Origin of the sequence: Lysobacter defluvii IMMIB APB-9 = DSM 18482, from assembly GCF_000423325.1 — a bacterium.
Classification (GTDB): Bacteria; Pseudomonadota; Gammaproteobacteria; order Xanthomonadales; family Xanthomonadaceae; genus Novilysobacter; species Novilysobacter defluvii.
Genome location: NZ_AUHT01000006.1, coordinates 267,526 through 290,709 on the forward strand (window position 1 = coordinate 267,526; position 23,184 = coordinate 290,709).

Annotated in this window: 25 protein-coding genes; 11 read left to right on the forward strand and 14 right to left on the reverse strand. The window is 70.6% G+C overall.

Annotation, left to right across the window (positions count from 1 at the left end; all coding sequences use genetic code 11):
* Positions 1 to 9: 9 nt before the first annotated feature.
* Complete coding sequence (locus tag G545_RS0105690; RefSeq protein ID WP_043711409.1) at positions 10 to 885, forward strand: universal stress protein; 876 nt, start codon at positions 10 to 12, stop codon at positions 883 to 885.
* Positions 886 to 891: 6 nt separating this feature from the next.
* Here the strand turns inward: G545_RS0105690 and G545_RS14965 are convergent, their stop codons facing one another.
* The 4 genes from G545_RS14965 to G545_RS0105710 form a co-directional block, all read right to left on the reverse strand.
* Positions 892 to 1,596 carry a BON domain-containing protein gene (locus G545_RS14965; RefSeq protein ID WP_052106563.1) on the reverse strand — a complete coding sequence of 235 codons (705 nt, stop codon included), beginning with the start codon at positions 1,594 to 1,596 and terminating at the stop codon, positions 892 to 894.
* Positions 1,597 to 1,662: 66 nt separating this feature from the next.
* Positions 1,663 to 3,543, reverse strand: a complete 1,881-nt coding sequence (locus G545_RS0105700) for an ABC transporter ATP-binding protein (protein WP_027069545.1) — start codon at positions 3,541 to 3,543, stop codon at positions 1,663 to 1,665.
* 60 nt (positions 3,544 to 3,603) lie between these two features.
* Positions 3,604 to 4,326, reverse strand: a complete 723-nt coding sequence (locus tag G545_RS14970) for a DUF4142 domain-containing protein (RefSeq protein WP_052106562.1) — start codon at positions 4,324 to 4,326, stop codon at positions 3,604 to 3,606.
* Between the two features lie 139 nt (positions 4,327 to 4,465).
* Positions 4,466 to 5,110: a trimeric intracellular cation channel family protein gene (locus G545_RS0105710; protein ID WP_027069546.1), complete on the reverse strand. Its 645-nt coding sequence runs from the start codon at positions 5,108 to 5,110 to the stop codon at positions 4,466 to 4,468.
* Between the two features lie 100 nt (positions 5,111 to 5,210).
* Between G545_RS0105710 and G545_RS0105715 the strand changes: the two genes are divergently transcribed.
* Positions 5,211 to 6,770 (forward strand): fumarate hydratase, encoded by a 1,560-nt coding sequence (locus G545_RS0105715; protein WP_052106561.1) that lies wholly within the window; start codon positions 5,211 to 5,213, stop codon positions 6,768 to 6,770.
* Between the two features lie 60 nt (positions 6,771 to 6,830).
* On the opposite strand, the gene G545_RS0105720 is transcribed toward G545_RS0105715, so the two are convergent.
* From G545_RS0105720 to G545_RS0105740, 5 genes are all read right to left on the reverse strand, one after another.
* Positions 6,831 to 7,787 carry a patatin-like phospholipase family protein gene (locus G545_RS0105720; RefSeq protein ID WP_027069548.1) on the reverse strand — a complete coding sequence of 319 codons (957 nt, stop codon included), beginning with the start codon at positions 7,785 to 7,787 and terminating at the stop codon, positions 6,831 to 6,833.
* Between the two features lies 1 nt (position 7,788).
* Positions 7,789 to 8,967 (reverse strand): phospholipase A, encoded by a 1,179-nt coding sequence (locus tag G545_RS0105725; RefSeq protein WP_027069549.1) that lies wholly within the window; start codon positions 8,965 to 8,967, stop codon positions 7,789 to 7,791.
* Positions 8,964 to 10,388, reverse strand: a complete 1,425-nt coding sequence (locus tag G545_RS0105730) for a mechanosensitive ion channel family protein (protein ID WP_154656520.1) — start codon at positions 10,386 to 10,388, stop codon at positions 8,964 to 8,966. The genes G545_RS0105725 and G545_RS0105730 overlap by 4 nt, the downstream gene beginning before the upstream one ends.
* 9 nt (positions 10,389 to 10,397) lie before the next feature.
* Positions 10,398 to 11,663, reverse strand: a complete 1,266-nt coding sequence (locus tag G545_RS0105735; RefSeq protein WP_027069551.1) for a phospholipase D-like domain-containing protein — start codon at positions 11,661 to 11,663, stop codon at positions 10,398 to 10,400.
* 116 nt (positions 11,664 to 11,779) lie between these two features.
* Positions 11,780 to 12,265, reverse strand: a complete 486-nt coding sequence (locus G545_RS0105740; protein ID WP_027069552.1) for a DUF456 domain-containing protein — start codon at positions 12,263 to 12,265, stop codon at positions 11,780 to 11,782.
* A 240-nt stretch (positions 12,266 to 12,505) separates the two neighbouring features.
* On the opposite strand from G545_RS0105740, the gene G545_RS0105745 reads away from it, so the two are divergent.
* Positions 12,506 to 12,715, forward strand: coding sequence for a cold-shock protein (locus G545_RS0105745; RefSeq protein ID WP_027069553.1), 210 nt, complete (start codon positions 12,506 to 12,508; stop codon positions 12,713 to 12,715).
* An 89-nt stretch (positions 12,716 to 12,804) separates the two neighbouring features.
* Here G545_RS0105745 and G545_RS0105750 read toward each other — a convergent pair whose 3' ends face one another.
* Both G545_RS0105750 and G545_RS0105755 read right to left on the reverse strand, forming a co-directional pair.
* Positions 12,805 to 13,266 carry a glycine zipper 2TM domain-containing protein gene (locus G545_RS0105750; protein ID WP_027069554.1) on the reverse strand — a complete coding sequence of 154 codons (462 nt, stop codon included), beginning with the start codon at positions 13,264 to 13,266 and terminating at the stop codon, positions 12,805 to 12,807.
* A 110-nt stretch (positions 13,267 to 13,376) separates the two neighbouring features.
* Positions 13,377 to 13,838: a hypothetical protein gene (locus G545_RS0105755; protein WP_027069555.1), complete on the reverse strand. Its 462-nt coding sequence runs from the start codon at positions 13,836 to 13,838 to the stop codon at positions 13,377 to 13,379.
* An 82-nt stretch (positions 13,839 to 13,920) separates the two neighbouring features.
* Here G545_RS0105755 and G545_RS0105760 point away from each other — a divergent pair, with 82 nt between their 5' ends.
* A complete protein-coding gene (locus G545_RS0105760) occupies positions 13,921 to 14,733 on the forward strand; it encodes a tRNA threonylcarbamoyladenosine dehydratase (protein WP_027069556.1) in 813 nt (270 codons plus the stop codon).
* Here the strand turns inward: G545_RS0105760 and G545_RS0105765 are convergent.
* Together G545_RS0105765 and G545_RS13740 are read right to left on the reverse strand one after the other, a co-directional pair.
* Complete coding sequence (locus tag G545_RS0105765; RefSeq protein ID WP_027069557.1) at positions 14,730 to 15,521, reverse strand: TatD family hydrolase; 792 nt, start codon at positions 15,519 to 15,521, stop codon at positions 14,730 to 14,732. The two genes, G545_RS0105760 and G545_RS0105765, sit on opposite strands and share 4 nt — an antisense overlap.
* Before the next feature lie 9 nt (positions 15,522 to 15,530).
* Complete coding sequence (locus G545_RS13740; RefSeq protein ID WP_231553162.1) at positions 15,531 to 15,782, reverse strand: DUF6116 family protein; 252 nt, start codon at positions 15,780 to 15,782, stop codon at positions 15,531 to 15,533.
* 174 nt (positions 15,783 to 15,956) lie between these two features.
* On the opposite strand from G545_RS13740, the gene G545_RS0105775 reads away from it, so the two are divergent.
* From G545_RS0105775 to G545_RS0105790, 4 genes are all read left to right on the forward strand, one after another.
* Positions 15,957 to 16,772 (forward strand): glycine zipper 2TM domain-containing protein, encoded by an 816-nt coding sequence (locus G545_RS0105775; protein ID WP_027069558.1) that lies wholly within the window; start codon positions 15,957 to 15,959, stop codon positions 16,770 to 16,772.
* Positions 16,773 to 17,026: 254 nt separating this feature from the next.
* Positions 17,027 to 18,190, forward strand: a complete 1,164-nt coding sequence (locus G545_RS0105780) for an acyl-CoA dehydrogenase family protein (protein ID WP_027069559.1) — start codon at positions 17,027 to 17,029, stop codon at positions 18,188 to 18,190.
* A gap of 56 nt (positions 18,191 to 18,246) precedes the next feature.
* On the forward strand, positions 18,247 to 18,813 hold the full coding sequence (locus G545_RS0105785) for a GNAT family N-acetyltransferase (protein WP_027069560.1): 567 nt from the start codon (positions 18,247 to 18,249) through the stop codon (positions 18,811 to 18,813).
* A 55-nt stretch (positions 18,814 to 18,868) separates the two neighbouring features.
* Positions 18,869 to 21,154, forward strand: coding sequence for a thiamine pyrophosphate-dependent enzyme (locus G545_RS0105790; protein ID WP_027069561.1), 2,286 nt, complete (start codon positions 18,869 to 18,871; stop codon positions 21,152 to 21,154).
* Between the two features lie 54 nt (positions 21,155 to 21,208).
* Here G545_RS0105790 and ygfZ read toward each other — a convergent pair whose 3' ends face one another.
* Positions 21,209 to 22,081 (reverse strand): CAF17-like 4Fe-4S cluster assembly/insertion protein YgfZ, encoded by an 873-nt coding sequence (gene ygfZ / locus G545_RS13745; RefSeq protein WP_052106560.1) that lies wholly within the window; start codon positions 22,079 to 22,081, stop codon positions 21,209 to 21,211.
* A 29-nt stretch (positions 22,082 to 22,110) separates the two neighbouring features.
* On the opposite strand from ygfZ, the gene G545_RS15840 reads away from it, so the two are divergent.
* From G545_RS15840 to sdhD, 3 genes are all read left to right on the forward strand, one after another.
* Positions 22,111 to 22,314, forward strand: coding sequence for a DUF1674 domain-containing protein (locus tag G545_RS15840; protein WP_052106559.1), 204 nt, complete (start codon positions 22,111 to 22,113; stop codon positions 22,312 to 22,314).
* A gap of 81 nt (positions 22,315 to 22,395) precedes the next feature.
* Entirely contained in the window at positions 22,396 to 22,791 is a 396-nt protein-coding gene (gene sdhC / locus G545_RS0105805; protein WP_027069563.1) for a succinate dehydrogenase, cytochrome b556 subunit, read from the forward strand.
* A complete protein-coding gene (gene sdhD, locus G545_RS0105810; RefSeq protein WP_027069564.1) occupies positions 22,788 to 23,183 on the forward strand; it encodes a succinate dehydrogenase, hydrophobic membrane anchor protein in 396 nt (131 codons plus the stop codon). Before sdhC ends, sdhD begins: the two co-directional genes overlap by 4 nt.
* Position 23,184: the final 1 nt, after the last annotated feature.

Genomic DNA, 23,184 nt, shown 5'->3' on the forward strand with positions numbered 1-23,184 from the left:
GAGCCAGCGATGAACGAGTTCCCGACCACCAACCCGCACGGCAAGGTGCTGGCCGCGATCGACGAGTCGGCCTACACCGAGAGCGTCTGCCGCCACGCGGCCTGGGCGGCGGCCAAACTGGACGCGCCGCTGGAACTGGTGCACGTGCTCGACCGCGACCTGCGCAGCCCGGCGGTGGACCTCACCGGCAACCTCGTGCTGGGCACCAGCGAGGCGCTGCTGGCGGAACTGGCCGACCTGGACGAGCGCCGCGGGCGCCTGGCCCAGGAGCGCGGGCGGCTGCTGCTGGAGCAGGCCCGCAACTTCGCGGCCAAGGAGGGCGCCGACGCCACCACGCTGCTCCGCCATGGCGGCCTGGTCGACGTGCTGGGCGAGCAGGAACCCGGCGTCCGGCTGTTCGTGCTGGGTAAGCGCGGCGAGCGCGACGGCTTCGCGCGCGGGCACCTGGGCAGCCAGCTTGAACGCGTGGTGCGCGCCGCGCGCCGGCCGGTGCTGGTGGCGGCCGGCGGGTTCCGGCCGATCCGGCGCGCACTGCTCGCCTTCGACGGCAGTCCGACCGCCCGCAAGGCGGTGGGGGTGGTGGCTGGGAGCCCGCTGTTCGACGGCCTGCAACTGCAGCTGGTGATGGTGGCCCACGGCGGCGAAGCCGAGGATGGGCTGCTGGAGTCGGCGCGACGGGAACTGTCGGGCGCGGGGCGGGACGCCACCGCCGTCCGCCTGTCCGGCGACCCCGAGGAAGTGATCAGCGAGTACGTCGCCGAGCAGGGCATCGACCTGCTGGTGATGGGGGCCTACGGACGGTCCAGGATCCGGCAGCTGATCGTGGGCAGCACCACCACCGCGATGCTGCGCAGCGCCAGCGTGCCGGTCCTGCTGGTGCGCTGAGGCCGGTCAGGAGCCGGGCCCGCGGTCCCGGGTGCCGTCCTCGGTCCGTTCGTCCACGCCGATCGGGTCGCGCAAGCGGTCGGAGCTGGCGAAGCCGCTGCCGGTCTGGGCCTCGCCGCCGTGGTTCCCGCTGCGCACGGCCTCTCCCGCGGGGCCCAGCCACGAGCGGCCGTCGTCGACGCGGATCCGGTTGTGCAGCTCGCCGATGCCGCGTACTTCGGCCGCGATGTCCTCGGCCAGGTGCTTCATCCGGCGCTCCGGCACTTCGCCGGTCAGGGTGACTTCGCCGCCTTCGACCTGCAACAGGATCTGCGTGGCATCCAGGTCCGGGTGGTCGGTGAAGCGGTCGATCAGCTCGTCGGTGATGCTCTCGTCGGAGCGCCGGTAGCCCCGGGGGCCGCGACCGCGGTGCCCACCGGTACCGTGCGCACGCGGGCTGTCGTCGGATGGACGCGGGGCGCCGCGGCCGTGGCCGCTCTGCGCGTGCCGCCCCTGGTCCTGCCCGTAGCCGCCCTGGCCGCGCTGGTAGTCGTCATCGTGGCTGAAGACGTCGTGGCCGCTCTGGCCGGGGTAGCCGAAGGTCTGCGACTCCGAGGCATTGCCGCTGTTGCGCAGCGGGCCGTTGGAGACCGACGGCATGTCCTGGTAGCGGGGGTCGGGACGCCGGCCCCGGGAGCGGTCGTGGTCACGATCGCGGTTGCGGTCTGGCATTGGAGGAACTCCGCAGTGGGGGAGACCCGACGCTAGCGCCGGCCGCGTTAGTGCCGCGGCAAGCGCTCAGCGGTAGCCCGCGGCCTGCAGCTCGAACAGTTCGGCATAGCGGCCGCCCGCGGCCATCAGCTCCTCGTGGGTGCCGCTGGCCTCCAGCCGCCCTTCGGCCAGCACCAGGATCCGGTCGGCCATCCGCACGCTGGAGAAGCGGTGCGAGATCAGCACCGCGGTTCGCTGGTCGGACAGCTCGCGGAAGCGCTGGAACACCTCGAACTCGCTGCGCGCATCCAGCGCGGCAGTCGGCTCGTCGAGGATCATGACCTGCGCATCGCGCATGTAGCCGCGGGCGATGGCGATCTTCTGCCACTGTCCGCCCGACAGGTCCACGCCGGTCCGGAAGCGGCGCCCGATCAGTTGCTCGTAGCCCTGCGGCAGCCCTGCGATCACCTCGTCGGCCATCGCACGGCGGGCGGCTTCCTCGATCCGGTCGCGATCGTCCATTGCATCGACCTGCCCGACGCCGATGTTCTCCGCCGCGGTCAGGTGGTAGCGCACGAAGTCCTGGAAGATCACCCCGATGTTGGCGCGCAGGTCGTCCAGGTCGTACTCGCGCAGGTCGCGCCCGTCGAGCAGGATCCGGCCCTCGTCGGGGTCGTACAGCCGTGCCAGCAGCTTGACCAGGGTGGTCTTGCCGGCCCCGTTCTCGCCGACGAGCGCCAGCACCTCGCCGGCGCGCAGCTCGAAGTCCAGCCCGCGCAGCGCCCAGCGCTCGGTGCCCGGGTAGCGGAAGCCCACGTTCTCGAAGCGGAAGCCCTCGGCGATCGGCCGCGGGACCGGCAGCGCATCGGGCGGGGAGGCGATTCCGGGCTTAATCGCGAAGAAGGAAAACAGGTCGTCCAGGTACAACGCCTGGCCGGCGACCTGGGAGAACCCGACCAGGAGCCCTTCCAGCAGCTGCCGCAGGCGCCGGAAGCTGCTGGCCAGGAAGGTCAGGTCGCCGATGGTGAAGTCGCCATGCACGGTGCGCCAGGCGATGTAGGCGTAGGCGACGTAGTAGCCGAGCGTGCCCAGCGCGGCCAGCAGGGTGCCCCACAAGGCACGGCGGCGGGCGAGCGCGCGGTTGGCACGGAAGAACGCCTCGGCCAGCTCGCGGTAGCGCGTGATCATGTAGCGGTGGAGGTTGAAGATCTTCACCTCCTTCGCCGTTTCCACGCTGGCGCCCATCTGCCGCACGTACTCGAGCTGGCGCCGCTCCGGCGTCCAGGCGAAGTTGAGCGAATAGCCCAGGGCGTTGAAGTGCGACTCGCCGACGAAGGCGGGGATCAGCGCCACTGCCAGCAGCAGGATCAGCCACGGGGCGTAGACCAGCAGGCCGACGGCAAAGCTGACCACGGTGATCGCGTCCTGTACCTGGCCGAACAGCTGGCTCATCAGGTTCGAGCGGCCCATGGTCTGGCGCCGGGCGCGCTCGAGCTTGTCCTGCAGCTCCGGATCCTCGAAGTCGGCGAGGTCCAGCGTCGCCGCGTGCTCCATCAGGCGCACGCTGGTGGCATTGGTGAACAGCTCCGAGAGCAGCGAGTCGCCGTAGCTGACCAGCCGGCCGAGCAGGTCCGACAGCACCGCCAGGCCCAGCTCGGCCAGCACCAGCCAGGCGAGGTGGTCGAGCACGCCGCTGCGCCAGGCGGCGAGGAGGCTGTCGAAACCCACGCCAACGCCGACCAGGCGCACGACCTCGTCGATGATCAGCTTGCCGATGTACAGCGTCACCACCGGCATAAGCGCACGCACCAGGCGCAGGCCGAGGGTGAAGAGGGTCAGCAGCGGGCTGGTGGCCCAGATCTGCCGGAGGAAAGGGGGGATGTTGCGCAGCGCGTGGAAGCGGTCGCGCAGGCTGGGGCGTGGATCGGTGCCGGATGCGGCGGCGGTCCTTGTCGGGGCTTGCGGCATCCGGCGATTGTGCATGGATGCCGGGCCGCGACCGGTGAACGCCGCCGCCGGCGAGCGGGATTACCCGTTGTTGCCGTTGTTGTCGCGCAGCTGCTGGGCGGTCTCCAGGTGGCGGGCGATCGCCTGGCGGGTGTTCTGCAGATGGCTGCTGAGGTCGTTGTCGTTGTTGGCCGAGGGGATCAGCTGGTTGTCCAGCATCTGGAGGGCCTCGGTGTGGCCGGCGACCATGGCGTCGATCCAGGCCCGCTCGTACTCCTCGCCGTCCAGCTGGCCCAGGCGCTCGCGCTCGGAGGCGTGCTTCTCGCGCATCTGCGCGACCATGTCGTGGTCGGCGCCGGGCACCTCTTCGTTCGCGGTGCCGGGCTCGCCCTCCAGGCCCATCAGCCCGCGCGTGGCCTCGAGGTTGCGGGTGTGGTCCGCCAGCAGGGTTTCGGCGTACTCGGCCGCCTCGCTGGACAGTTCCTTGGCCTGCGCCTGCTCGGCCGCGGCGATCTCGTGCTGGTCGACCGCCATCACCATCGCGAGCGCGGCGTCGCGGTGGACCGTTCCGCCTGCCGGGCCGGCCATGCCGTCGCCCGGGGTGCCATCGGCTCGGGTGGCGAGCGGGTCGTTGGCCATGGGGTCGTTGCCCATGCGGTCGGCGCCGGGTGCGGCGGGATCGTTCATCGCGGCCGTCCCGTCCGCGCCGGCCATGGTGTCGTTGTCGGTCCGGTCCGCGTTGCAGGCGGCGAGCGCGAGGGCAAGGGCGCTGGCGGCGAGGGTGAGGGGGATCCTCGTATTCATGTGGTGCTCCTGGACTAGGCTTGCTGTTGGGGTGCATACGCACGGCACGCCGGCCCGGTCCGACCGGCTTCCGCAGCTTAGGAACCCGGGGTCGCAAGGCGCGGTGAAGAAACCGCTGCGGCCGCGTGGGCGGCCCCGCTCAGCGGCGGTCGCGCGGCGGGATGCGCCCGTTACGGGAGGTCAGCGCGACCGGCAGGTGCCACCCCAGCCGCAACGCGGTCATCCGCAGGCCGAAGCAGACCAGCGCACCGGCCACCGCGGTGGCGGTGTCGTGCAACCCGAGCGTGTCGCCGGCGGCGACCACGAACGCACCGGCCAGCGCGGCCACGGCGTACAACTCGGCCCGCAGTACCAGCGGGACCTCCGTCATCAGCAGGTCGCGCAGCATCCCGCCGCCAATCCCCGTGAGCATGCCCAGGCCCGCCGCCATCGGCGGCGCGAGCCCGAACGCAAGCGCCTTGTGGGTGCCGGCCACGGCGAATACCGCCAGCCCCAGTGCATCGAACATCCGGACCGGGGTCTGGAGCCGCTCGATCCATGGGGTCCAGAGGAAGGTGACCACGCCCGCCGCCAGCGACACCGCGGGGTAGCGCCAGTCCACCAGCGCCGCCGGCGGGACGGCGCCGATCAGCAGGTCGCGGGTGATGCCGCCGGCGCTGGCGGCGGCGAACGACAGCACCAGGACGCCGAACAGGTCCAGCCGGCGGCGCGCGGCCATCATCCCGCCGCTGAGGGCGAAGACGAAGGTGCCGACCAGGTCGAGGATGAGTACCAGCGTGTGCATCGCCCCATTGTGGGCCAGCGGGCGACGCAGTGTTCCGGCGGGCGTCGCCACGCCGCCGCCCGGTACAATGGGCGTCTTGTCCCCAGCCGCCCCGCCTGCCGTGAACCTGCCCGCCGAGTCCGCCGTCCTTTCCCGCGCCAGCACCGTGATCCGCCAGGAGGACCTGGTCCAGTCGATCGCCGATGCGCTGCAGTACATCAGTTACTACCACCCGGTCGACTACATCCGCGCGCTGACCGCGGCCTGGGAGCGGGAGGAATCGCCGGCGGCCAAGGACGCGATGGCGCAGATCCTGATCAACTCGCGCATGTGCGCCGAGGGCCACCGGCCGATCTGCCAGGACACCGGCATCGTGACCGTGTTCCTCGAGATCGGCATGGACGTGCGCTGGGACGACGCGACCATGGGCGTCGAGGAGATGGTCCACGAGGGCGTGCGGCGGGCCTACGCGCATCCGGACAACAAGCTGCGCGCCAGCGTGCTCGCCGACCCGGCGGGCAAGCGCATCAACACGAAGGACAACACCCCGGGCGTGGTCAACGTCAAGGTCGTGCCGGGCAACAAGGTCGACGTGATCGTGGCCGCCAAGGGCGGCGGCTCCGAGGCCAAGAGCAAGTTCGCGATGCTCAACCCGTCCGACTCGATCGTCGACTGGGTTCTGAAGACCGTGCCGACCATGGGCGCAGGCTGGTGCCCGCCGGGCATGCTGGGCATCGGCATCGGCGGCACGGCCGAGAAGGCGATGCTGCTGGCGAAGGAGTCGCTCATGGAGGAGATCGACATCCAGGAGCTGGTGGCCCGCGGCCCGTCGAACCGGGTCGAGGAGCTGCGCCTGGAGATCTTCGAGAAGGTCAACGCGCTGGGCATCGGCGCCCAGGGCCTGGGCGGCCTGACCACGGTGCTGGACGTGAAGATCAAGGATTACCCGACCCACGCGGCCAACCTGCCGGTGGCGATGATCCCGAACTGCGCCGCCACCCGGCACGCGCACTTCACCCTGGACGGCAGCGGGCCGGTGATGCTGGATCCGCCGTCGCTGGAGGACTGGCCCCGGCTGACCTACGACGCGTCCAAGGGGCGCCGGGTCGACCTGGATACCGTCACCCGCGAGGAAGTGGCCAGCTGGAAGCCGGGCGAGACCCTGCTGCTCAACGGCCGGCTGCTGACGGGGCGCGACGCCGCGCACAAGCGCATCGTCTCGATGCTGGACGCCGGCGAGCCGCTGCCGGTGGACCTGGCTGGCCGCTTCATCTACTACGTCGGCCCGGTCGACCCGGTAGGCGACGAGGTCGTCGGCCCCGCCGGCCCGACCACGGCCACCCGCATGGACAAGTTCACCGGCCAGGTGCTGGAGCAGACCGGATTGCTGGGCATGGTCGGCAAGGCCGAGCGCGGGCCGGTGGCCCGCGAGGCGATCCGCCGCCACAAGTCCGCCTACCTGATGGCGGTGGGCGGGGCGGCCTACCTGGTGTCCAAGGCGATCAAGGCCTCGCGCGTGGTCGCCTTCGAGGACCTGGGCATGGAGGCGATCTACGAGTTCACCGTGCAGGACATGCCGGTGACCGTGGCCGTGGACAGCAACGGCGACTCGGTCCACGAGAGCGGCCCGCGCGAATGGCAGGCGCGCATCGGGAAGATCCCGCTGGACGTGCTCGCCTGATATCCGGTCGACCGTGGGCGCGGCTCCGGCCGCGAGCCGGGCAGCCCGGGACCGGGCGGCTTACAGCCGCGCGGCCAGCTGGCGCAGCTTCTGCTGCGTCTCCGGCTTGAGCAGGTAGTCGCGGGCCAGCCGCTCCAGCGCGGAAATGTGGGCGGCGCTGGTGTCGTCGAGGTCGTCGAGCCCGGCCAGCAGCTCGGCCTGCAGCCGGAAATAGCCCTTGCCGACCAGCTGGCGGGCGATGTAGTCGACCGAGTCGGCGTTGCCGTCGAACAGCACGTCGATGATCGGGATCGCCCACTCCACCGCGCCCCATTCCTGCGCCGACTTCAGCGGGATCGGCTGGTTGCGCTCGCCGGTGCCGACCGACAGCACCACCAGGTCGCCGCACTGCCGGACCTCGCGGTCGCGGCGCAGGGCCTCGGCGATCGCGCAGGCGGTCGGGTTGTTGGCGACGATGCCGCCGTCGATCAGCGAGCAAAGCCGCCCCTCGACCTCCATGCCGTGGGCGGGGAAGTAGGACGGCGCGGCGGTCGAGGCGCGGCAGACCTCCCACAGCCGCAGTCCGGCATGTTCGGGCAGGAAGCTCTTGAAGATGACGGGGCGCCTCGCCAGCGTGTCGTAGCTGGTGATCAGGGTGGGGCGCTGGAGTTCGCCCATGCGCCGGTCGCCGAACACTTCCCTGAGCACGGCCTCCAGGCCCTTGCCGTCATAGCGCGGAGCCGACACGCCATGCCGGAACACCCGCCGCACCCGCGACCACAGCTTGCCGGGGACGCCAGGGAAGATCTCCGCCCTGCGCTCGCGGTACAGCCGGGCGAGGGTGTCGGGCGACCAGCCCAGGCCCAGGCCGCAGGCCACCAGCGCCCCGGTGGAGGTGCCGGCCAGCAGGTCGAAGCTGCCGAGCAGGCCGGGCTTGCCGGCGTTGGCGAGGCTGGCTTCCACCGCCTCCAGCCAGGTGCAGCTCACCAGCCCGCGGATGCCGCCGCCGTCGATCGAGAGGATGCGCCGGGCGTGCACCTCAGAACCACTCGAGCAGCGAGACGCCCAGGCCGACGTGGGTGGAGCGGTGGTCGTAGTCGATCAGGCTCTCGCCGTAGCCGTCGAACACCTGCAGGTGCCCGCGGATGTTGTCGCCCAGCGGGAACGCCCAGGTGAAACGCAGCGCGCCGCGCGAGTCCTCGCCGGTGCGCAGCGAGTGTCGCGCCATCAGCGAGAACTCGTGTCCGCCGCGCACGTGGACCAGGGTCACGTCGCCCCGGCCGATGTAGTCCTCGATGTCCGGGTTGTCGTCCTCGCCGTTCTCGCTGATGCGCCACCACGGCCGGATCGTGAGCGCCCAGTTTTCGCGATCGAAGCCGACCATCCCGACGACCCGGTTCCAGCTGCGCGAGTACGGGTCGCCACGGCCATTGGACTCGTGGTTGATGCCGATGCCCCACATCCGCCCGCGCCAGTCGCCGATCGAATAGCCGGTGCGGAACACCAGCATCGCCTCGGGCTCGTAGTTGGTCTCGCGGAACGGCCGCGAGGCCTCGTGGTTGAACACCTGCCAGCGCGAGCTCTGCGTATAGCCCAGCCACAGGTCGCCGTTGTCGCCGAGGATATTCTCGACCGCCTTGGTCTTGAAGCTGAGCTGGAACTTGGCCTCGATTTCGTCGAGCGAGACACCGTCGACGTTGCCCTGCTCGTCGCCGCCGCCGGACGGGGAAGGGCGGTCGTTGGGGTCCGCGGACCAGAACACCGGCAGCAGGTAGACGGGCTTGTAGCCGCGGAAGTTGAAGGTGCCCAGCTTGGAACTGCGGGCCAGCTCCCAGCGGCGGTCGAGCAGGCCGCCCTTGCCGGCATCGGCGATGTAGGCGTCGATCTCGCTGCCGCCCTCGGAGCGGAACAGGTCGCTCAGTGCAAGCCGCGCCCGGTCCCGCGTCGGCATGTCGCGGCGCGCCTCCACCTTCGCCCCGTCCAGCTCCGCCGCGAGCTGGCGCGCCTGCTCGGCCATCGCGTCGGCCTGCTCCGGGGTCGGCGCAACGCGGCCGAGCGCATCGTCGTAGCAGCGCAGGCGCTCGGCATCGATGGTGATGGAGGTGCAGGCGGACGGGTCCGGCGCCGCGGCAGCGGGCTCCTGCGCCAAGGCGGGAACGGCAGCCAGTGCCAGCAGCAGCGCGCCGGCGCCCGGCAAGGTGGCGGATAGCGGGCTCATGGCGTCTCCGCCCGGATCAGGTCGACGTCCGCGTGGGCACGGCGCTCGGCTTCCACCTGCGCGTCCAGTTCCCGGTTGACCGAGGTTTCCGGCAGCGGCACCGCCGAGGAGTCCTGGACCCGGGGCTGTACCGGGACGTCCTCGCGCAGCCTCGACAGGTACTGCACCGACCGCGGGGCATCCAGGATCCCCGCTTCGGCGAAGTGCGTGCGCACCGCGTGGATCGCGGCACTGCGCGCCTTGCCCAGGTCGGTGCTGCGCTGGTTGATCCAGGCGAAGAACTGCAGGTGCGCCGCGGTTCCGTCGTACTCCTTCACCGTCCACGAGGGGGCTGGATCCTGGAGGATGCCCTCGACGCAGGCGATGGCCTTCAGCGCGACCTCCTGCGCCTGCATGATCGATTCGCAGCTGTCGATCGGGACCACGAAGTCGAAACGCCGGTTCGGGTTGCGGCTGACGTTCAGCACCACCGACTTGAACACCAGCGCGTTGGGCAGGTTGAGCTGGTTCCCGTCGAAGGTGACCAGCACCGTGGTGCGCGAGGTGAGCGCGGCCACGGTGCCGTCGTAGGTGTCGATGCGCACGACCTCGCCGGGGGCGAACGGCCGGCGCAGGCTGAGCAGCACCCCGGCCACGTAGTTCTCGGCGATGTCCTTGAACGCGAAGCCGATCACCAGGCCGACCACGCCGGCCGAACCCAGCACCGCCCCGGCCACCCCGGTAAGCCCCAGCAGGTTCAGCGCGATCAGCACCGAAACCAGCAGGCTGGCCCAGGTGACGAAGCGCTGGACCAGGCTGGCGGTGTAGGGGTTCTCCCCGCGCCACTTCCGCTTGCCGGCACGGCGGCCCAGCCACTTGCCGATCCACCAGCCCAGCAGCACCAGGGCGATGGCAACCGCCAGCACCGGCAGCGCCGCGACCAGCTGGACAAGCCGCTCCACGACCTCGCGCATCGCCGCCTCCAGCCTGGCACCGACATGGGTGCTCAGGGTGATGCGGTTGTCGACCGTGGCGACACCTTCCTGCTGCGTGGCGACCTGCTCGGCCAGCTGGCGCGCCTCCACGTCCATTACTTCGCCGGTAAGCCGGGCGGTCCCGCCCTGCACGGTGACGGTCACCTCTTCCATTCCCGGGATCGCGCGCAGGCGGCGCGCGATGGTCTCACCGGCTTCCAGCTCGGTGCGCTGCTGCTCCTGGGCCTGGGCCTCGGCCTGTGCGACGACTTCCCGTAACTCGGCCGGGTCGGGCTCCGGCGGCACGTCGTCGTCCATCGGCGGCTCCGCGGACTGCAGGGCCACGTCCGGCGCGGGGGCGCTGGTGGCCTCGCCGGCTTCACCTGGCTCCTGCGCCGCGAGGCCGGCGGGGAGCGCCAGCAGCAGTGCCAGCACGCTGGACAACAGGAGGCCGGGTCTGGACGTCATCTGGGTTCCCTAGAGTTGCGACTTGATCGGCAGCAGCACCCGCTCGGCGATCCGCTCGCGCCAGGGCCGGGAGAGCCACTGCTCGTACGTATACGGCTTCGACCGTTCCAGGTCCCGCTCGAACACCCGGGTCATCTGCAGGGCGAAGTCGCGATCGTAGACGTTCAGGCTCGCCTCGTCGTTGAGCCGGAAGGAACGGATGTCGAAGTTGGTCGAACCCAGCGACACCATCTCGTCGTCCACGATCAGGAGCTTGTTGTGGAACATCGTGGGCTGGTACTCGTGGATTTCCACGCCGGCGCGGAGCAGGGGACCCCAGTCGGCCTTGGAGGTGACCCGCACCACGCTCGAGTCGATGTAGGGGCCGGGCAGCACCACCCGGATGCGCACCCCGCGCTTGCGGGCCTGCAGCAGCGCGCCCATGACCAGCTCGTCGGGGATGAAGTAGGAGGCGGCGAGGTCGATGGTGTGCTCGGCGGCCGCGATGGCCATCAGGAACATCAGGTGCATGCTCTCGCTGCCGCCGGCGGGCGAGGCGATGAACAGGTGCGCCTTCATGTCCCCGGCCGGCTCCAGCGGCGGGAAATAGTCGGGACCGTTGAGCACGCGGCCGGTGGTCTTGATCCAGTTGTCGTTGAAGGCGGCCTGGATCTGCGCCACCACCGGTCCGTCGATGCGGAAGTGGATGTCGCGCCAGTGGTCCGGGTCCTGGGCGTTGCCCTTCCATTCGTCGGCGATGCCCACCCCGCCGGTGAAGCCGATCCGGCCGTCCACCACCAGCAGCTTGCGGTGGGTGCGGTTGTTCATCCGGCCCAGGTTGTACCAGTGCAGCGGCCGGTAGCGCTCGACCTCGACACCGGCGTCCTCCATCAGGTCCAGCAATGCGGGGTCCATCTTGATGCTGCCGACCCAGTCGATGGTGACGTGCACCGGGATCCCAGCCTCCGCACGCTCGGCCAGTGCCTTGGCGAACAGCTCGCCGATCTCGCCCGACCAGTAGACGTAGGTCTCGAAGGTGACCGACACCCGCGCGCCGCGGATCGCCTCCAGCATCGCCGGGAAGATCTCCGCGCCGTTGTTGTAGGCAACCACGTGGTTGCCCTCGATCACCGAGGGCCCGAGCATCACCCCCATCTCGCGCACGAACTGCTCGTCGGCGGTGTCGTAGCGGTGCTCGATGCGCCGCTCCAGCTTCTTCTCGGGCGTGACGAAATTGATCGCCAGCACCACCGCGACGGCGGTCGCCAGCACGGTCAACACGATGATCCAGCTCATGCGTCTGCGGCTCCAGTGCGGCATCGGGCCCTCCCGTTCAGCTTTGGGACTGTGGCGTCCGCCTGAACAAACCGGCGTGAAGGCGGCCGCAAGAGGGCAAGCCGGGGGCGGGGCGGTCAGAAGAACCAGGCAAAGGCGAACAGCCCCAGCATCGCGAACGCCAGCCCGACCTTGAGCGCGGTCCCCAGCAGCAGCCCGATCCAGGTCGCGACGCCCACGCGCGTTGCCTGCGCCAGCCTGCGCGCGTGGATCAGTTCGCCTGCCAGCGCGCCGATGAAGGGACCCGCCAGCAGCCCCGGCAACCCGAAGAAGATGCCCACGACCGAACCGACGAGCGCCCCGATGACGGCGAGCCGGCTCGCCCCGGCCCGTTTGGCCCCCATCGCCGAGGCCAGGAAGTCGACCACCAGCGACAGGATGGTGAGCAGGCCCAGCACCACCAGGGTCACCGCCCCGATGCGCTCGAAACCGCCCGCCCAGGCGGCCAGCAGCATCCCGAAGAACACCAGCGGCAGCCCCGGAAGGACCGGCAGGATCACGCCGGCGACCCCGACGACGACCATCACCAGGGCGATCACGTAGTACAGGGCTTGCAGTTCCATTCGACTCCCCCGGGGTGTGCCGGTCGTGGCGGTTCGCCGCGGCGCGGTTGCGTTCAGCCGCCGTTGCATTTTGCCGGAACGCGTTGTAGTTTCGGCGTTGCTGTTTGCCGGGGTCACCGTGAATCGTGGCCCGATGCGGCTGATCGACGATCGCTACATCGTTGCACTCGCTTCCTCCTTGCAACCAGCACCACCCGCAGGGTGTAAACCAAACCAGCCAGTGCTCCAGGGAGCAAGTCGATGTCCAACCGAGAGACCGGAACCGTCAAGTGGTTCAACGATGCCAAGGGTTTTGGCTTCATCAGCCGCGAGAACGGCGAGGACGTGTTCGTCCACTTCCGTGCCATCCAGACCGAAGGCTTCAAGAGCCTGCAGGAAGGCCAGCAGGTGTCGTTCGAGGTAGTGCAGGGCCAGAAGGGCCTGCAGGCCGACGCGGTGCAGCCGCTCTGAGCGACTGCCTTCGCTGAGGAAAAAACAAGGAGCGGCCCGCCTGTGCGGGCCGCTCCTGTTTTGTGCGGCGGATCGGAGTGGGTCGAGGGTCAGCGCGCCCAGGCGCGGCCGTTGTAGACGCGAACCGGGGAGCCCACGCGCAGGCCGTCCAGGTCGTTCTGGGTGACCACCGTGGTGCGGCCGTCGCTCATGCGGACATGCACGTTGTAGGTGGCGTTCTCGACCCGGTTCTGGATCGCGTTGCCGGCCAGCGCGCCGGCCACGGCGCCCGCGGCGGTCGCGGTGTTGCGCCGACCGGTGCTCTCGTCGTCGGCCAGCTCGCGACCTGCTGCGGCGCCCACCAGGCCGCCGATCACGGCGCCCGTTGCCTGCGGCGCATTGCTGCCGGCGACCTGCTCGATGCGGGTCACCGTGCCGCAGTCCATGCAGTTGGCGGAAGCCGGGCCGGGCGCGTAGCCGCCACTGGAATAGCCCGAGTTGTAGCCGGGGGTCGCGCAGCCGGCGAGGGCCAGGCTGGCCGCGGCGGCGACGCTGATGAGGCTGGGGCGGATCATGTTCATGTGCGTCTCCTGCTGGAAGGGGGCAGGTGGCCGACATCGGGCCACGCCGCCCACGCTAGGAGCGCCGCGGTGAACTCCCCATCAAGTGGCGCGGGGACCGTTCAGGTGCGGAAATCGAGGTGGCAGGCGCGGCAGCTCTCGCCCACCGAGGAGGCCGCTTCCTTCAGTGCCTCGCAGCCCGCGGGCGGGTTCGCCAGCGCCTGGTCCAGGCGCGCGCGCATGCCGGCGGCGTGGTCGGCGAAGCGGCTGTCGTCGGCCAGGCCCGGGAAGGCGGGCTCCAGGTCGTTGGCCAGCGTGCGCAGGGCCTGCAGGTGCGGAAGCGAATCGGTGACCTCGCAGCGGTTGCCCTTGAGCTTGCCCGCCATCTGGGCGGAGTGGGCCTGCAGCAGGTGCATCGTGGCCATCGGGTAGCGGTCCCTCCAGGTCTTGCCGCTGTCGATCGCCTGCAGGGTCATGACGGTCCCGACGATGCCCAGCACCAGCCCGATCAGCAACAGGAACAGGTAGCGTGCGTTGGTGTTGGGTTTGGCCGGCGGGGTGCCGGTCGACTGCGGGTCGGCCATCGAAAGCGCTCCAGTGGATACCGGCGTGAAGATACCATGCGCCCATGACGGGCAAGGCGGGCGCGACGACTACAATCGCGCCATGGATTCGCCCGCCCTCGACCCCGTCCTGCTCGAACGCTTCGCCGGTATCGATCGCCTGTACGGCGCCGGTTCCATCCGCCACCTGTCCGCCTGCCGGGTGGCGGTGGTGGGCATGGGCGGGGTGGGTTCGTGGCTGGTGGAGGCGCTGGCCCGCAGCGCCGTGGGGCACCTGACCCTCATCGACGCCGACGACATCTGCGTCTCCAACAGCAACCGCCAGCTGCCCGCGCACGAGGGGCAGTTCGGCCGGCCCAAGGTGGCCGCCATGGCGGAGCGTTGCCGGGCGATCAACCCGCGCATCGAGGTCGATGCGGTCGAGAGCTTCCTCACCCCGTCGAACCTCGAATTGTTGCTGGACCGGGACTTTGACCTGGTGCTGGATGCCTGCGACAGCTTCCGCAGCAAGGTCGAGATGATCGCCTGGTGCCGGCGTAGGAAGCTGCCGGTGGTGGTGTGCGGCTCGGCCGGTGGACGGGTCGACCCCACCCAGGTGCGCGTGCGCGACCTGTCGCGCACCGAGCACGACGCGATGCTGGCGCTGGTGCGCAAGAAGCTGCGCGCGGAGTTCCACTTCCCGCGCAACCGCGACCGCTACTTCGGCGTGCCCGCGGTGTACTCGCTGGAGAACGTGCGCTACCCGCAGGCCGACGGCAGCGTGTGCGGCCTGCGGCCCAGCCTGGGGCCGGACGAGGCGCTGAAGCTCGACTGCGGGGCGGGGCTGGGGGCGGCTACCCAGGTCACGGGTGCGTTCGCCTTCGTCATGGCGGGGAAGGCGCTGGAGATCCTGCTCAAGCGCCGCCCGCCGATCTAGGCCGCCGGCGCGGGCAGCGCCAGGCCCCCGAACAGGCGCTCGGCGTTCGCCGTGGTGGCGCGGGCCACGTCGTCCCGGTCCTGGCCGCGCAGCTCCGCGACCACGTCCAGCACCACCGGCAGGTACCCGGGTTCGTTGCGCTGGCCGCGGTTGCCTGCACCCGGCTGGTCCGGTGCGTCGGTTTCCAGCAGCAGGAACTCGAGCGGCATCGAGGACACCAGCCGGCGCAGCCGCTGCGCCCGCGGCCAGGTGACCGGTCCCCCGATGCCGACCAGGAACCCCAGGTCCCACAAGGTCTGTGCCTGCTGGGCGCTGCCCGAGAAGCTGTGCACGACGCCGCGCAGCCCGCCGATGCGGCGGATCGCCGCGGTCACCTCGTCCACCGCCCGTCGGGCATGGACGATCACCGGCAGGCCGGCATCGCGCGCCAGCCGCAGCTGCGCCTCGAAGAACTCCAGCTGCACCGCGTGGTCGAGCCCGGGTACGAAGTGGTCCAGGCCGCATTCGCCCACGGCCACCACGCCGGGACGGGCGATCCGGTCGGCGAGCGCATCCAGGTGCCCCGGCCGGTGCCGGTCCAGGAACATCGGATGCAGTCCGTAGGCGGGGAACAGCCCCGGATGGCCTGCGCAGGTCGCCTCCAGGTGGTCCCAGCCGTCGGCGGCGATCGCCGGGACCACGATCCGGCGCACGCCGGCCCTGCGGGCGCGGGACAGCACTTCGCCGCGGTCCGGCTCGAAGTCGGCCACGTCGATATGGCAGTGGCTGTCGACGAGGTCGGGCTGCACGTTGGGCTCCTAGTGGCGGTTCCGCTGCTCCCGGGGCGAGTTGTAGTCGTCGACCACCTCGCCCTCGATCACCCGGGCGTTGCGGTTCTTCCAGTTGGCCAGCACCAGGGTGCCCAGCCCCAGCAGGATCTCGTCGATCATCGGGATCGGATCCGGGAGCAGCACGCTCAGCACGAACAGGGCCGCGGTGACCTTGAACAGGGTGGGGTAGCGGAGCCGCCGGGCCCAGGCGAGCACGGGCAGCAGCAGGGGAGTGGCCATGGCGGGAAACACCGGGACGGGAGTCCCGACGCTAGCACGGCCCCGCGCCGCACCGTGCATTTGTCCCCGTGCGTCACAGATTGCCGCCCGGTGGCACATCCATTCAGGTTGGGAGTGGTGGAATGCGCACAGGTACATCCAGGCGCGAGCCGCCGAAGTGAGGAGGGGAAAGCGATGAACAAGAACCTGATCGCCGTTGCAGTGGCCGCGCTCCTGGTGGGCGGCGTCGCCGTGGCGGCCTACAACAGCTTCACCGCCCCCGACACGGGCGCGACGACCGCCAGCGATCCGCTGCAGGAAGGCCTCGCGGTGGGCCTCGACGGTGATGCGCCCGCCGACGCGAGCATCGACACGCGCGGGCTGGACTACGCCGACGTGGTGAACGTGATCCCGGTGACCGAGCAGCGCGAGCTGTACGCCACGGTGATCGGCACCGACCCGATCCGCGAGACCACCACCAGTTCCACGCCGCGCCAGGTGTGCGAGGACGTCGTGGTGCAGGAGCGGCTTCCCGAGCGCGACGGCAACGTGGGCGGCACCGTCGCCGGCGCCGTCGTGGGCGGGCTGATCGGCAACCAGATCGGTGGCGGCAGCGGCAAGAAGGTCGCGACCGCGGCCGGCGCGGTCGCGGGCGGCTACGTCGGCAACCGCATGGACCGCAACCATGTTGGCGGCCGCGTGGTCGAGCGGGTGGAGACCCAGTGCCACACCGTCAACGAGTCCTCCCAGTCGACCGCCGTGGTCGGCTACAACGTCACCTACCGCACCCCCGATGGCCAGACCGCCACCATGCGCACCGGCAGCAAGCCGGGCGAGCGGATCTCGCTGGGCAGCGAGGACCGGGTGGTCGGCTACGACGTGACCTATCGCTACGACGGGCTGGAGCGCAGCGTGCGGATGAACGACCGCCCTGGTGAGCGCCTGCCGGTGGTGGGTGGGGAGGTCGTGGTGCAGACGGCTGCGTTGGAGGCGGAGGGGCCGCTCCGGTAGGGGCTGCCTTCACTTGCAGGCCCTCACCCCGGCCCTGCTCCGCACCCCGGCCCTCGCGAGGGCGCGAGGGCGTTCTGGGATGGGCGAGCCAGTGGCTCGCAAGCGCATCCCCTCACCCCGCAAGCGGGAGAGGGGGAAGAGCGAGCGGGGGAGGGTTAAGCGCGAGGACGGGGCCGGAGGAATCCGGCCCCGTTCTGTTTCCGGCCACGCTCCGTACAATGGCGCGCTTCCACCTGAACTTCGCTGAGCGCGCCATGGCCCTGAATCCCGTAGACCTGTTCGACGTCCGTTCGCTGCTGACCGAAGAGGAGCGCTCCGTCCAGGACACCGTCGCGCGCTTCACGGACGAGCGGGTGCTGCCGATCATCGGCGATGCCTTCGACGAGGGGCGGTTCCCGCGGGAGCTTGTCGGCGAGATCGCCGAGATGGGCCTGCTGGGTTCCTCGCTGCCGGAGGAGTACGGCTGTGCCGGCCTCAACTCGGTGAGCTACGGCCTGATCTGCCAGGAGCTGGAGCGCGGCGACAGCGGCATCCGCAGCTTCGTCTCGGTGCAGTCCTCGCTGTGCATGTACCCGATCTTCGCCTACGGCACCGAGGAGCAGAAGCAGCGCTGGCTGCCCGACATGGCCGCGGGCAAGGTGATCGGCTGCTTCGGCCTGACCGAGGCCCATGGCGGGTCCGATCCGGCGACGATGAAGACCCACGCCCGCCGCGACGGCGACGACTGGGTGCTCAACGGCTCGAAGATGTGGATCACCAACGGCAACCTGGCCGACATCGCCATCGTCTGGGCGCAGACCGACGACGGCATCCAGGGCTTCGTGGTCGAGAAGGGCATGGCGGGCTTCGCCGCGCAGGAGGTCAAGCACAAGATGAGCCTGCGCGCGTCGGTGACCAGCGCGCTGTTCTTCGACAACGTGCGCGTGCCCGAGGCCAACCGCCTGCCGAACGTCAAGGGCCTCAAGGGTCCGCTCGGCTGCCTGACCCAGGCCCGCTACGGCATCACCTGGGGTCCGATCGGCGCCGCGGTGGCCTGCCTCACCGAGGTGCTGGACTACACCAAGGAGCGCATCCTGTTCGGCCGCCCCGTCGCCGCGACCCAGAGCGCGCAGATCAAGATGGCCGACATGGCCCGGCGCATCACCAACGCCCAGCTGCTGAGCCTGCAGCTGGGGCGGCTGAAGGACGCCGGCACCATGAAGCCGCAGCAGGTCTCGCTGGCCAAGTGGAACAACTGCCGCATGGCCATCGACATCGCCCGCGAGTGCCGCGACCTGCTCGGCGGCGCCGGCATCACCACCGAGCACGCCGCCATCCGCCACGCGCTCAACATGGAGTCGGTGATCACCTACGAGGGCACCGAGACCGTCCACCAGCTGGTGATCGGCCGCGAACTCACCGGCATCAATGCCTTCTAGAAAGCGCATTGCCCCCTCTCCCGCTTGCGGGAGAGGGCCGGGGTGAGGGCCTCGAAATGACCAACACCGGTCCAGTGCTTGAAACCAACCGCCTCATCCTCCGCCTCCCGCGGAGCGAGGACTTCGACCGCTTCGCCGAGCTCCACGCCGACGAACGGGCCGCCCGCTACATCGGCGGCCACGTCGACCGCGCCGCTGCCTGGCGCCGCTTCCTGTGGCAACCCGGTGCCTGGGCCCTGCAGGGCTTTGGCATGTTCGCGGTGATCGACCGCGAGAGCGGCCGCTGGCTGGGACAGATGGGGCCCTGGCGGCCGGAGGGCTGGCCGGGCAACGAGATCGGCTACTCGCTGCATCCCGACGCCTGGGGCCACGGCTATGCCGTGGAGGCCGCCACCGCCGCCATCGACTGGGCCTTCGACACGCTCGGCTGGCAGGACATCATCCACTGCATCGACCCGGCCAACCACGCCTCGAAGAAGGTGGCGGAGCGGCTGGGTTCGCGCCTGCTGCGAACCGGCCCGATGCCGCCGCCCTATGGGGACAGGCACGCCGAGATCTGGGGCCAGACCCGCGAGCAGTGGATGGCGCACCGTGCCGCTTCCCCGCCCCGGGCGCCGACGTAAGAGCCCGTCCCAGCCCCGAAGCCGCTCCCCACAAAAGCTCCTGGATCCGCACCACATGTCGAACCACGCAAGCCCCATCCCCGCCCGCATGCGCGGCCTCAACCGCGCGGAGATCTGCGACGTCAACTTCAGCGAATACGTCCGGGCCTGGGAGGGCCGCGCCGACGCCCGCCCGGCGCCGGGGGAGGCGATCCTCGAAGGCAGTGCGCTGGATGCGCAGGGCTTCCGCGAACTGTTCGAGTCCCAGCTCATCAGCCGCCACCTCGACCTGATGGCGCGCGTGCTGCGGGTGCAGAACAAGGTCTTCTACACCATTGGCAGCTCCGGCCACGAAGGCAACGCGATGGTCGCGCGGCTGACCCGGCATACCGACCCGGCGTTCCTGCACTACCGGTCCGGCGGCTTCATGGCCGAGCGCTTCCGCAAGCTTCCGGGCATGGACCCGGTGATGGATTCGGCGCTGAGCTTCGCCGCCAGCAGCGAGGACCCCGCCAGCGGCGGACGGCACAAAGTGTGGGGCAGCAAGCCGTTGTGGGTGCTGCCGCAGACCTCGACCATCGCCTCGCACCTGCCCAAGGCGCTGGGCACCGCGATCGCGATCGAAGCCGGCCGGCGGCTCGGGCACGCGCTGCCGATCCCCGATGACAGCATCGCGATCTGCTCCTTCGGCGATGCCTCGGCCAACCACGCCACCGCGCAGACCGCCTTCAACGCCGCCGCCTGGACCGCCTACCAGAAGCTGCCCGCGCCAGTGCTGTTCGTGTGCGAGGACAACGGCATCGGCATCTCGGTCAAGACGCCCAGCGGCTGGATCGCCAACCGTTTCCGGCAGATGGACGGCCTGGATTATTTCTACGCGGACGGCCTGGACCTGGCGGAAGGCTACGCGCAGGTGCAGGCCGCGGTGGAGCATTGCCGCCGCAGCCGGCGCCCGACCTTCCTGCACCTGAAGACCACCCGGATCATGGGGCACGCCGGCACCGACTTCGAGATCGAGTGGCGCTCGATCGAGGAGCTGTGCGCCGTGGAGGCGACCGACCCGCTGCTGCGTTCGGCCGCCATCGCCCTGGAATCCGGGCTGATGACCAGGGACGAGGTGCTCGATCTGTACGAGTCGACCCGCAAGCGCTGCTTCGCCGCCGCCGAGGAGGCCGACCGCCGGCCCAAGCTCGACCGGCTCGCCGACGTGGTCGCCCCGCTGGCGCCGTACACCCCCGACAAGGTGCGCGCCGAGGCCGGGAGGACCGGCTACGACGAGGCCCGCCTGCAGGCCTTCGGCAGCGAGGACAGGCTGCCCGAGAACCAGCCGCCGCGGCACCTGGCGATCCAGATCAACAACGCCCTGCACGACCTGTTCGCCAAGTACCCGGAGACCCTGCTCTTTGGAGAGGACGTCGCGCAGAAGGGCGGCGTCTACACGGTGACCAAGGGGCTGCAGAAGGCCTTCGGTCCGCGCCGCGTGTTCAACACGCTGCTGGACGAGACGATGATCCTGGGCATGGCGCAGGGCTTCGCCAACGTCGGCATGCTGCCGATCCCGGAGATCCAGTACCTGGCCTACCTGCACAACGCCGCCGACCAGGTGCGCGGCGAGGCCGCCAGCCTGCAGTTCTTCAGCAACAACCAGTACGCCAATCCGATGGTGGTGCGCATCGCCGGGCTGGGCTACCAGCGCGGTTTCGGCGGGCACTTCCACAACGACAACTCGATCACGGCGCTGCGCGACATCCCCGGCCTGGTGGTCGGTTGCCCCTCGCGCGGCGACGACGCGGCCACCATGCTGCGCACGCTCACCGCGCTGGCGAAGGTCGACGGCCGGGTCAGCGTGTTCCTCGAGCCGATCGCGCTGTACATGACCAAGGACCTGTACGAGCCGGGCGACGGCGGCTGGCTGACGAAGTACCCGGCGCCGGGCGAGGCCATGCCGCCGGGCGAGGGCAGGGTGTACGCGCCGGAGGACGGCAGCTCGGGCGACGACCTGGTGGTCATCACCTACGGCAACGGCGTGCCCATGAGCCTGCGCGCGGTCCGGGCGATTCGGGAGAAGCACGGCTGGTCCGCACGCGTGGTCGACCTGCGCTGGCTGGTCCCGCTCGATGCCGGGTACATCCTGGAACAGGCGCGCGGGGCGAAGCGGATCATCGTCGTCGACGAGGGCCGGCAGAGTGCGGGCGTGGGCGAGGGCGTGATCACCGCGCTGGTCGAAGGCGGCCTCGGCGCGGTCCCGCTGCGACGCGTGGTCGGCGTGGACACCTACACCCCGCTGGCGGGCGCTGCCTTCCTGGTGATCCCGGGGGAAGAGGACATCGTCGCGGCCGCCGACGCCCTGGCGACGGCGTAGGGTGCAATAGCCGCCGCCGGCGGCGTATTGCACCGAAGGTATGCGGCTCGCGGCCTACCGCGCGAGCCCCTCGCGCAGCGGCAAGGCGTTAACCGCCGCCCCGCCGACCGTCAGCGGCGCCGGCTCCCGCTCCAGCGGCATCACCGCGAGCGCCAGGGCACCGGAACCCGCCGGGGCGACGCTGGCGATGGTGCCTGCCGCGGCCTCGCCGGCGCGCACCTCGGCGCCGACCTCCACGGGCGCCCCGGCGTCCAGCAGCACCAGCCCGCGCTTGGCCTTGCCCAAGAAATGGGTGCGGGCGACGATCTCCTGGCCCGGGTAGCAGCCCTTGCGGACGCTGAAGGCCTGCAGGCGCTCCAGCGAGAGCTGCTGGGGCGTCCACTGCGGTTCCGCGTCCCCCGGCAGGCGGGGCAGGCCATGCTCCAGGTCGGCGCGCGCCCAGTCCGCGCTGCCATCCCGTTCCGCTGGCCGCTCGTCGGCTTCGCCGTCGAGCGCGATGTAGAGGGTCCGGGCACCGCCGCTGCCGCCCATGTCGAGCTCCAGTTGGCCCCCCAGCTCCGCCGCGCGGTTCCCCTGCGCCGACTCCGGGGCAGCGAAGCGGCCGGTCACACGGGCCGCTGGCAGCTCGAGTGTCACCTTCGACCGGAACACGAAGCGGGCCAGCGCGGCGCCGACCGCCCTTGGATCCGCATCGGGGAGCAGCAGCAACAAACCGTCCTGCTGGCGCAACACCGCGAACAGGGCGATCACCCGCCCCTTGGGCGTGAGCCACCCGCTCCAGTGCCATTCGCCCTCCCCAAGGGCCTCCAGGTCGTTCATGAACTGGCCTTTGGCGAATGCCAGCGCGTCCTTGCCGGACAGCCGCAGTAGGCGGTGAAAAGGCAGCTCCAGCAAGGGCTGCGCGGCAGCGTGCGACTTGTGTTGCATTGAACCGAGTCTTAACATCCGGGGTCCAGATGATAGGTCAGAACCCACCCGAAGCCTCCCCCGGCGAGCCGCAGCCCGTCCCGGGCAGCGATCCCGTCCCGCCGCCGGCGCCGGACACCGGAGAGGCCGCGGACACGCCGCCCGACCCGCCGGTCGAATACGGTGGCCGGGAAGGCCCGGACCCCGTCCGCTACGGCGACTGGGAAAAGAACGGCCGCTGCATCGACTTCTGACCCCCCCCCGCAATACCGCTGCATCCGCACCACCGTCCCCCCGCGGCGTCGTCGCCGCCTTGCCCAGAGGGCTTCCCGCTCATGGCGAACCACCAACGACCCCTCTCACCCCACTTGCAGGTGTACCGCTGGCAGGTCCAGATGGTCACCTCGATCCTGCACCGCGCGACCGGCATCATCCTCGCGGTCGGCAGCCTGCTGGTCGCCTGGGCGCTGGTCGCGCTGGCGGCGGGCCCGGAGCAGTGGGCGGACTTCTCCGCCGCCGCGCGTTCGCCGCTGGGCTTCCTGGTGCTGTTCGGCTGGACCTGGGCGTTCGCGTTCCACCTGATCAACGGCATCCGGCACCTGCTCCAGGACGCCGGCAAGTCCTTCGACATCCCCGGCTTCATCCGCAACAGCTGGATCGCGGTGATCGGAAGCCTGGTGCTGACGGCGCTGGTGTGGGCCGTGGCCATGATGCAGGGAGGTGCGGCATGAAGCGCACGGGCGACCATCTGCGCCACCCGCTGAAGGTGGCGCGCGGGCTGGGCTCGGCAAAGGACGGGACCGGCCACTTCATCATCCAGCGCATCACCGCGATCGCGCTGATCCTGCTGGGCCTGTACGTGGTCTGGCTGCTGGTCACCGGCGGGCTGGCGGACTTCGCCACCGCCCGGGCCACGGTCGGCCATCCGCTCCACGCCTCGCTGCTGATCGCGTTCCTGGTGGCGATGTTCTGGCATACCCAGCTGGGCCTGCAGGTGATCATCGAGGACTACGTCCATACCCCCGGCTGGGCGGTGTTCCTGCAGCTGGCCAACCGTTTCGTGTGCATCCTCGCTGCCATCGCCAGCGTACTTGCCGTCATCCGCATCGCGCTGGGAGCCTGAT

Bases quoted from the DNA above. Each gene is read 5' to 3' on its own strand.
- G545_RS0105730 (WP_154656520.1), bottom strand. From the start codon at position 10,388: ATGACGTCCAGACCCGGCCTCCTGTTGTCCAGCGTGCTGGCACTGCTG.
- G545_RS0105775 (WP_027069558.1), top strand. From the start codon at position 15,957: ATGAACAAGAACCTGATCGCCGTTGCAGTGGCCGCGCTCCTGGTGGGC.
- G545_RS0105755 (WP_027069555.1), bottom strand. From the start codon at position 13,838: ATGGCCGACCCGCAGTCGACCGGCACCCCGCCGGCCAAACCCAACACC.
- G545_RS0105785 (WP_027069560.1), top strand. From the start codon at position 18,247: ATGACCAACACCGGTCCAGTGCTTGAAACCAACCGCCTCATCCTCCGC.
- G545_RS14970 (WP_052106562.1), bottom strand. From the start codon at position 4,326: ATGAATACGAGGATCCCCCTCACCCTCGCCGCCAGCGCCCTTGCCCTC.
- G545_RS13740 (WP_231553162.1), bottom strand. From the start codon at position 15,782: ATGGCCACTCCCCTGCTGCTGCCCGTGCTCGCCTGGGCCCGGCGGCTC.
- ygfZ (WP_052106560.1), bottom strand. From the start codon at position 22,081: ATGCAACACAAGTCGCACGCTGCCGCGCAGCCCTTGCTGGAGCTGCCT.
- G545_RS15840 (WP_052106559.1), top strand. From the start codon at position 22,111: ATGATAGGTCAGAACCCACCCGAAGCCTCCCCCGGCGAGCCGCAGCCC.
- G545_RS0105790 (WP_027069561.1), top strand. From the start codon at position 18,869: ATGTCGAACCACGCAAGCCCCATCCCCGCCCGCATGCGCGGCCTCAAC.
- G545_RS14965 (WP_052106563.1), bottom strand. From the start codon at position 1,596: ATGCCAGACCGCAACCGCGATCGTGACCACGACCGCTCCCGGGGCCGG.
- G545_RS0105690 (WP_043711409.1), top strand. From the start codon at position 10: ATGAACGAGTTCCCGACCACCAACCCGCACGGCAAGGTGCTGGCCGCG.
- sdhD (WP_027069564.1), top strand. From the start codon at position 22,788: ATGAAGCGCACGGGCGACCATCTGCGCCACCCGCTGAAGGTGGCGCGC.
- G545_RS0105735 (WP_027069551.1), bottom strand. From the start codon at position 11,663: ATGAGCTGGATCATCGTGTTGACCGTGCTGGCGACCGCCGTCGCGGTG.
- G545_RS0105780 (WP_027069559.1), top strand. From the start codon at position 17,027: ATGGCCCTGAATCCCGTAGACCTGTTCGACGTCCGTTCGCTGCTGACC.
- G545_RS0105700 (WP_027069545.1), bottom strand. From the start codon at position 3,543: ATGCCGCAAGCCCCGACAAGGACCGCCGCCGCATCCGGCACCGATCCA.
- sdhC (WP_027069563.1), top strand. From the start codon at position 22,396: ATGGCGAACCACCAACGACCCCTCTCACCCCACTTGCAGGTGTACCGC.
- G545_RS0105710 (WP_027069546.1), bottom strand. From the start codon at position 5,110: ATGCACACGCTGGTACTCATCCTCGACCTGGTCGGCACCTTCGTCTTC.
- G545_RS0105760 (WP_027069556.1), top strand. From the start codon at position 13,921: ATGGATTCGCCCGCCCTCGACCCCGTCCTGCTCGAACGCTTCGCCGGT.
- G545_RS0105740 (WP_027069552.1), bottom strand. From the start codon at position 12,265: ATGGAACTGCAAGCCCTGTACTACGTGATCGCCCTGGTGATGGTCGTC.
- G545_RS0105725 (WP_027069549.1), bottom strand. From the start codon at position 8,967: ATGAGCCCGCTATCCGCCACCTTGCCGGGCGCCGGCGCGCTGCTGCTG.
- G545_RS0105745 (WP_027069553.1), top strand. From the start codon at position 12,506: ATGTCCAACCGAGAGACCGGAACCGTCAAGTGGTTCAACGATGCCAAG.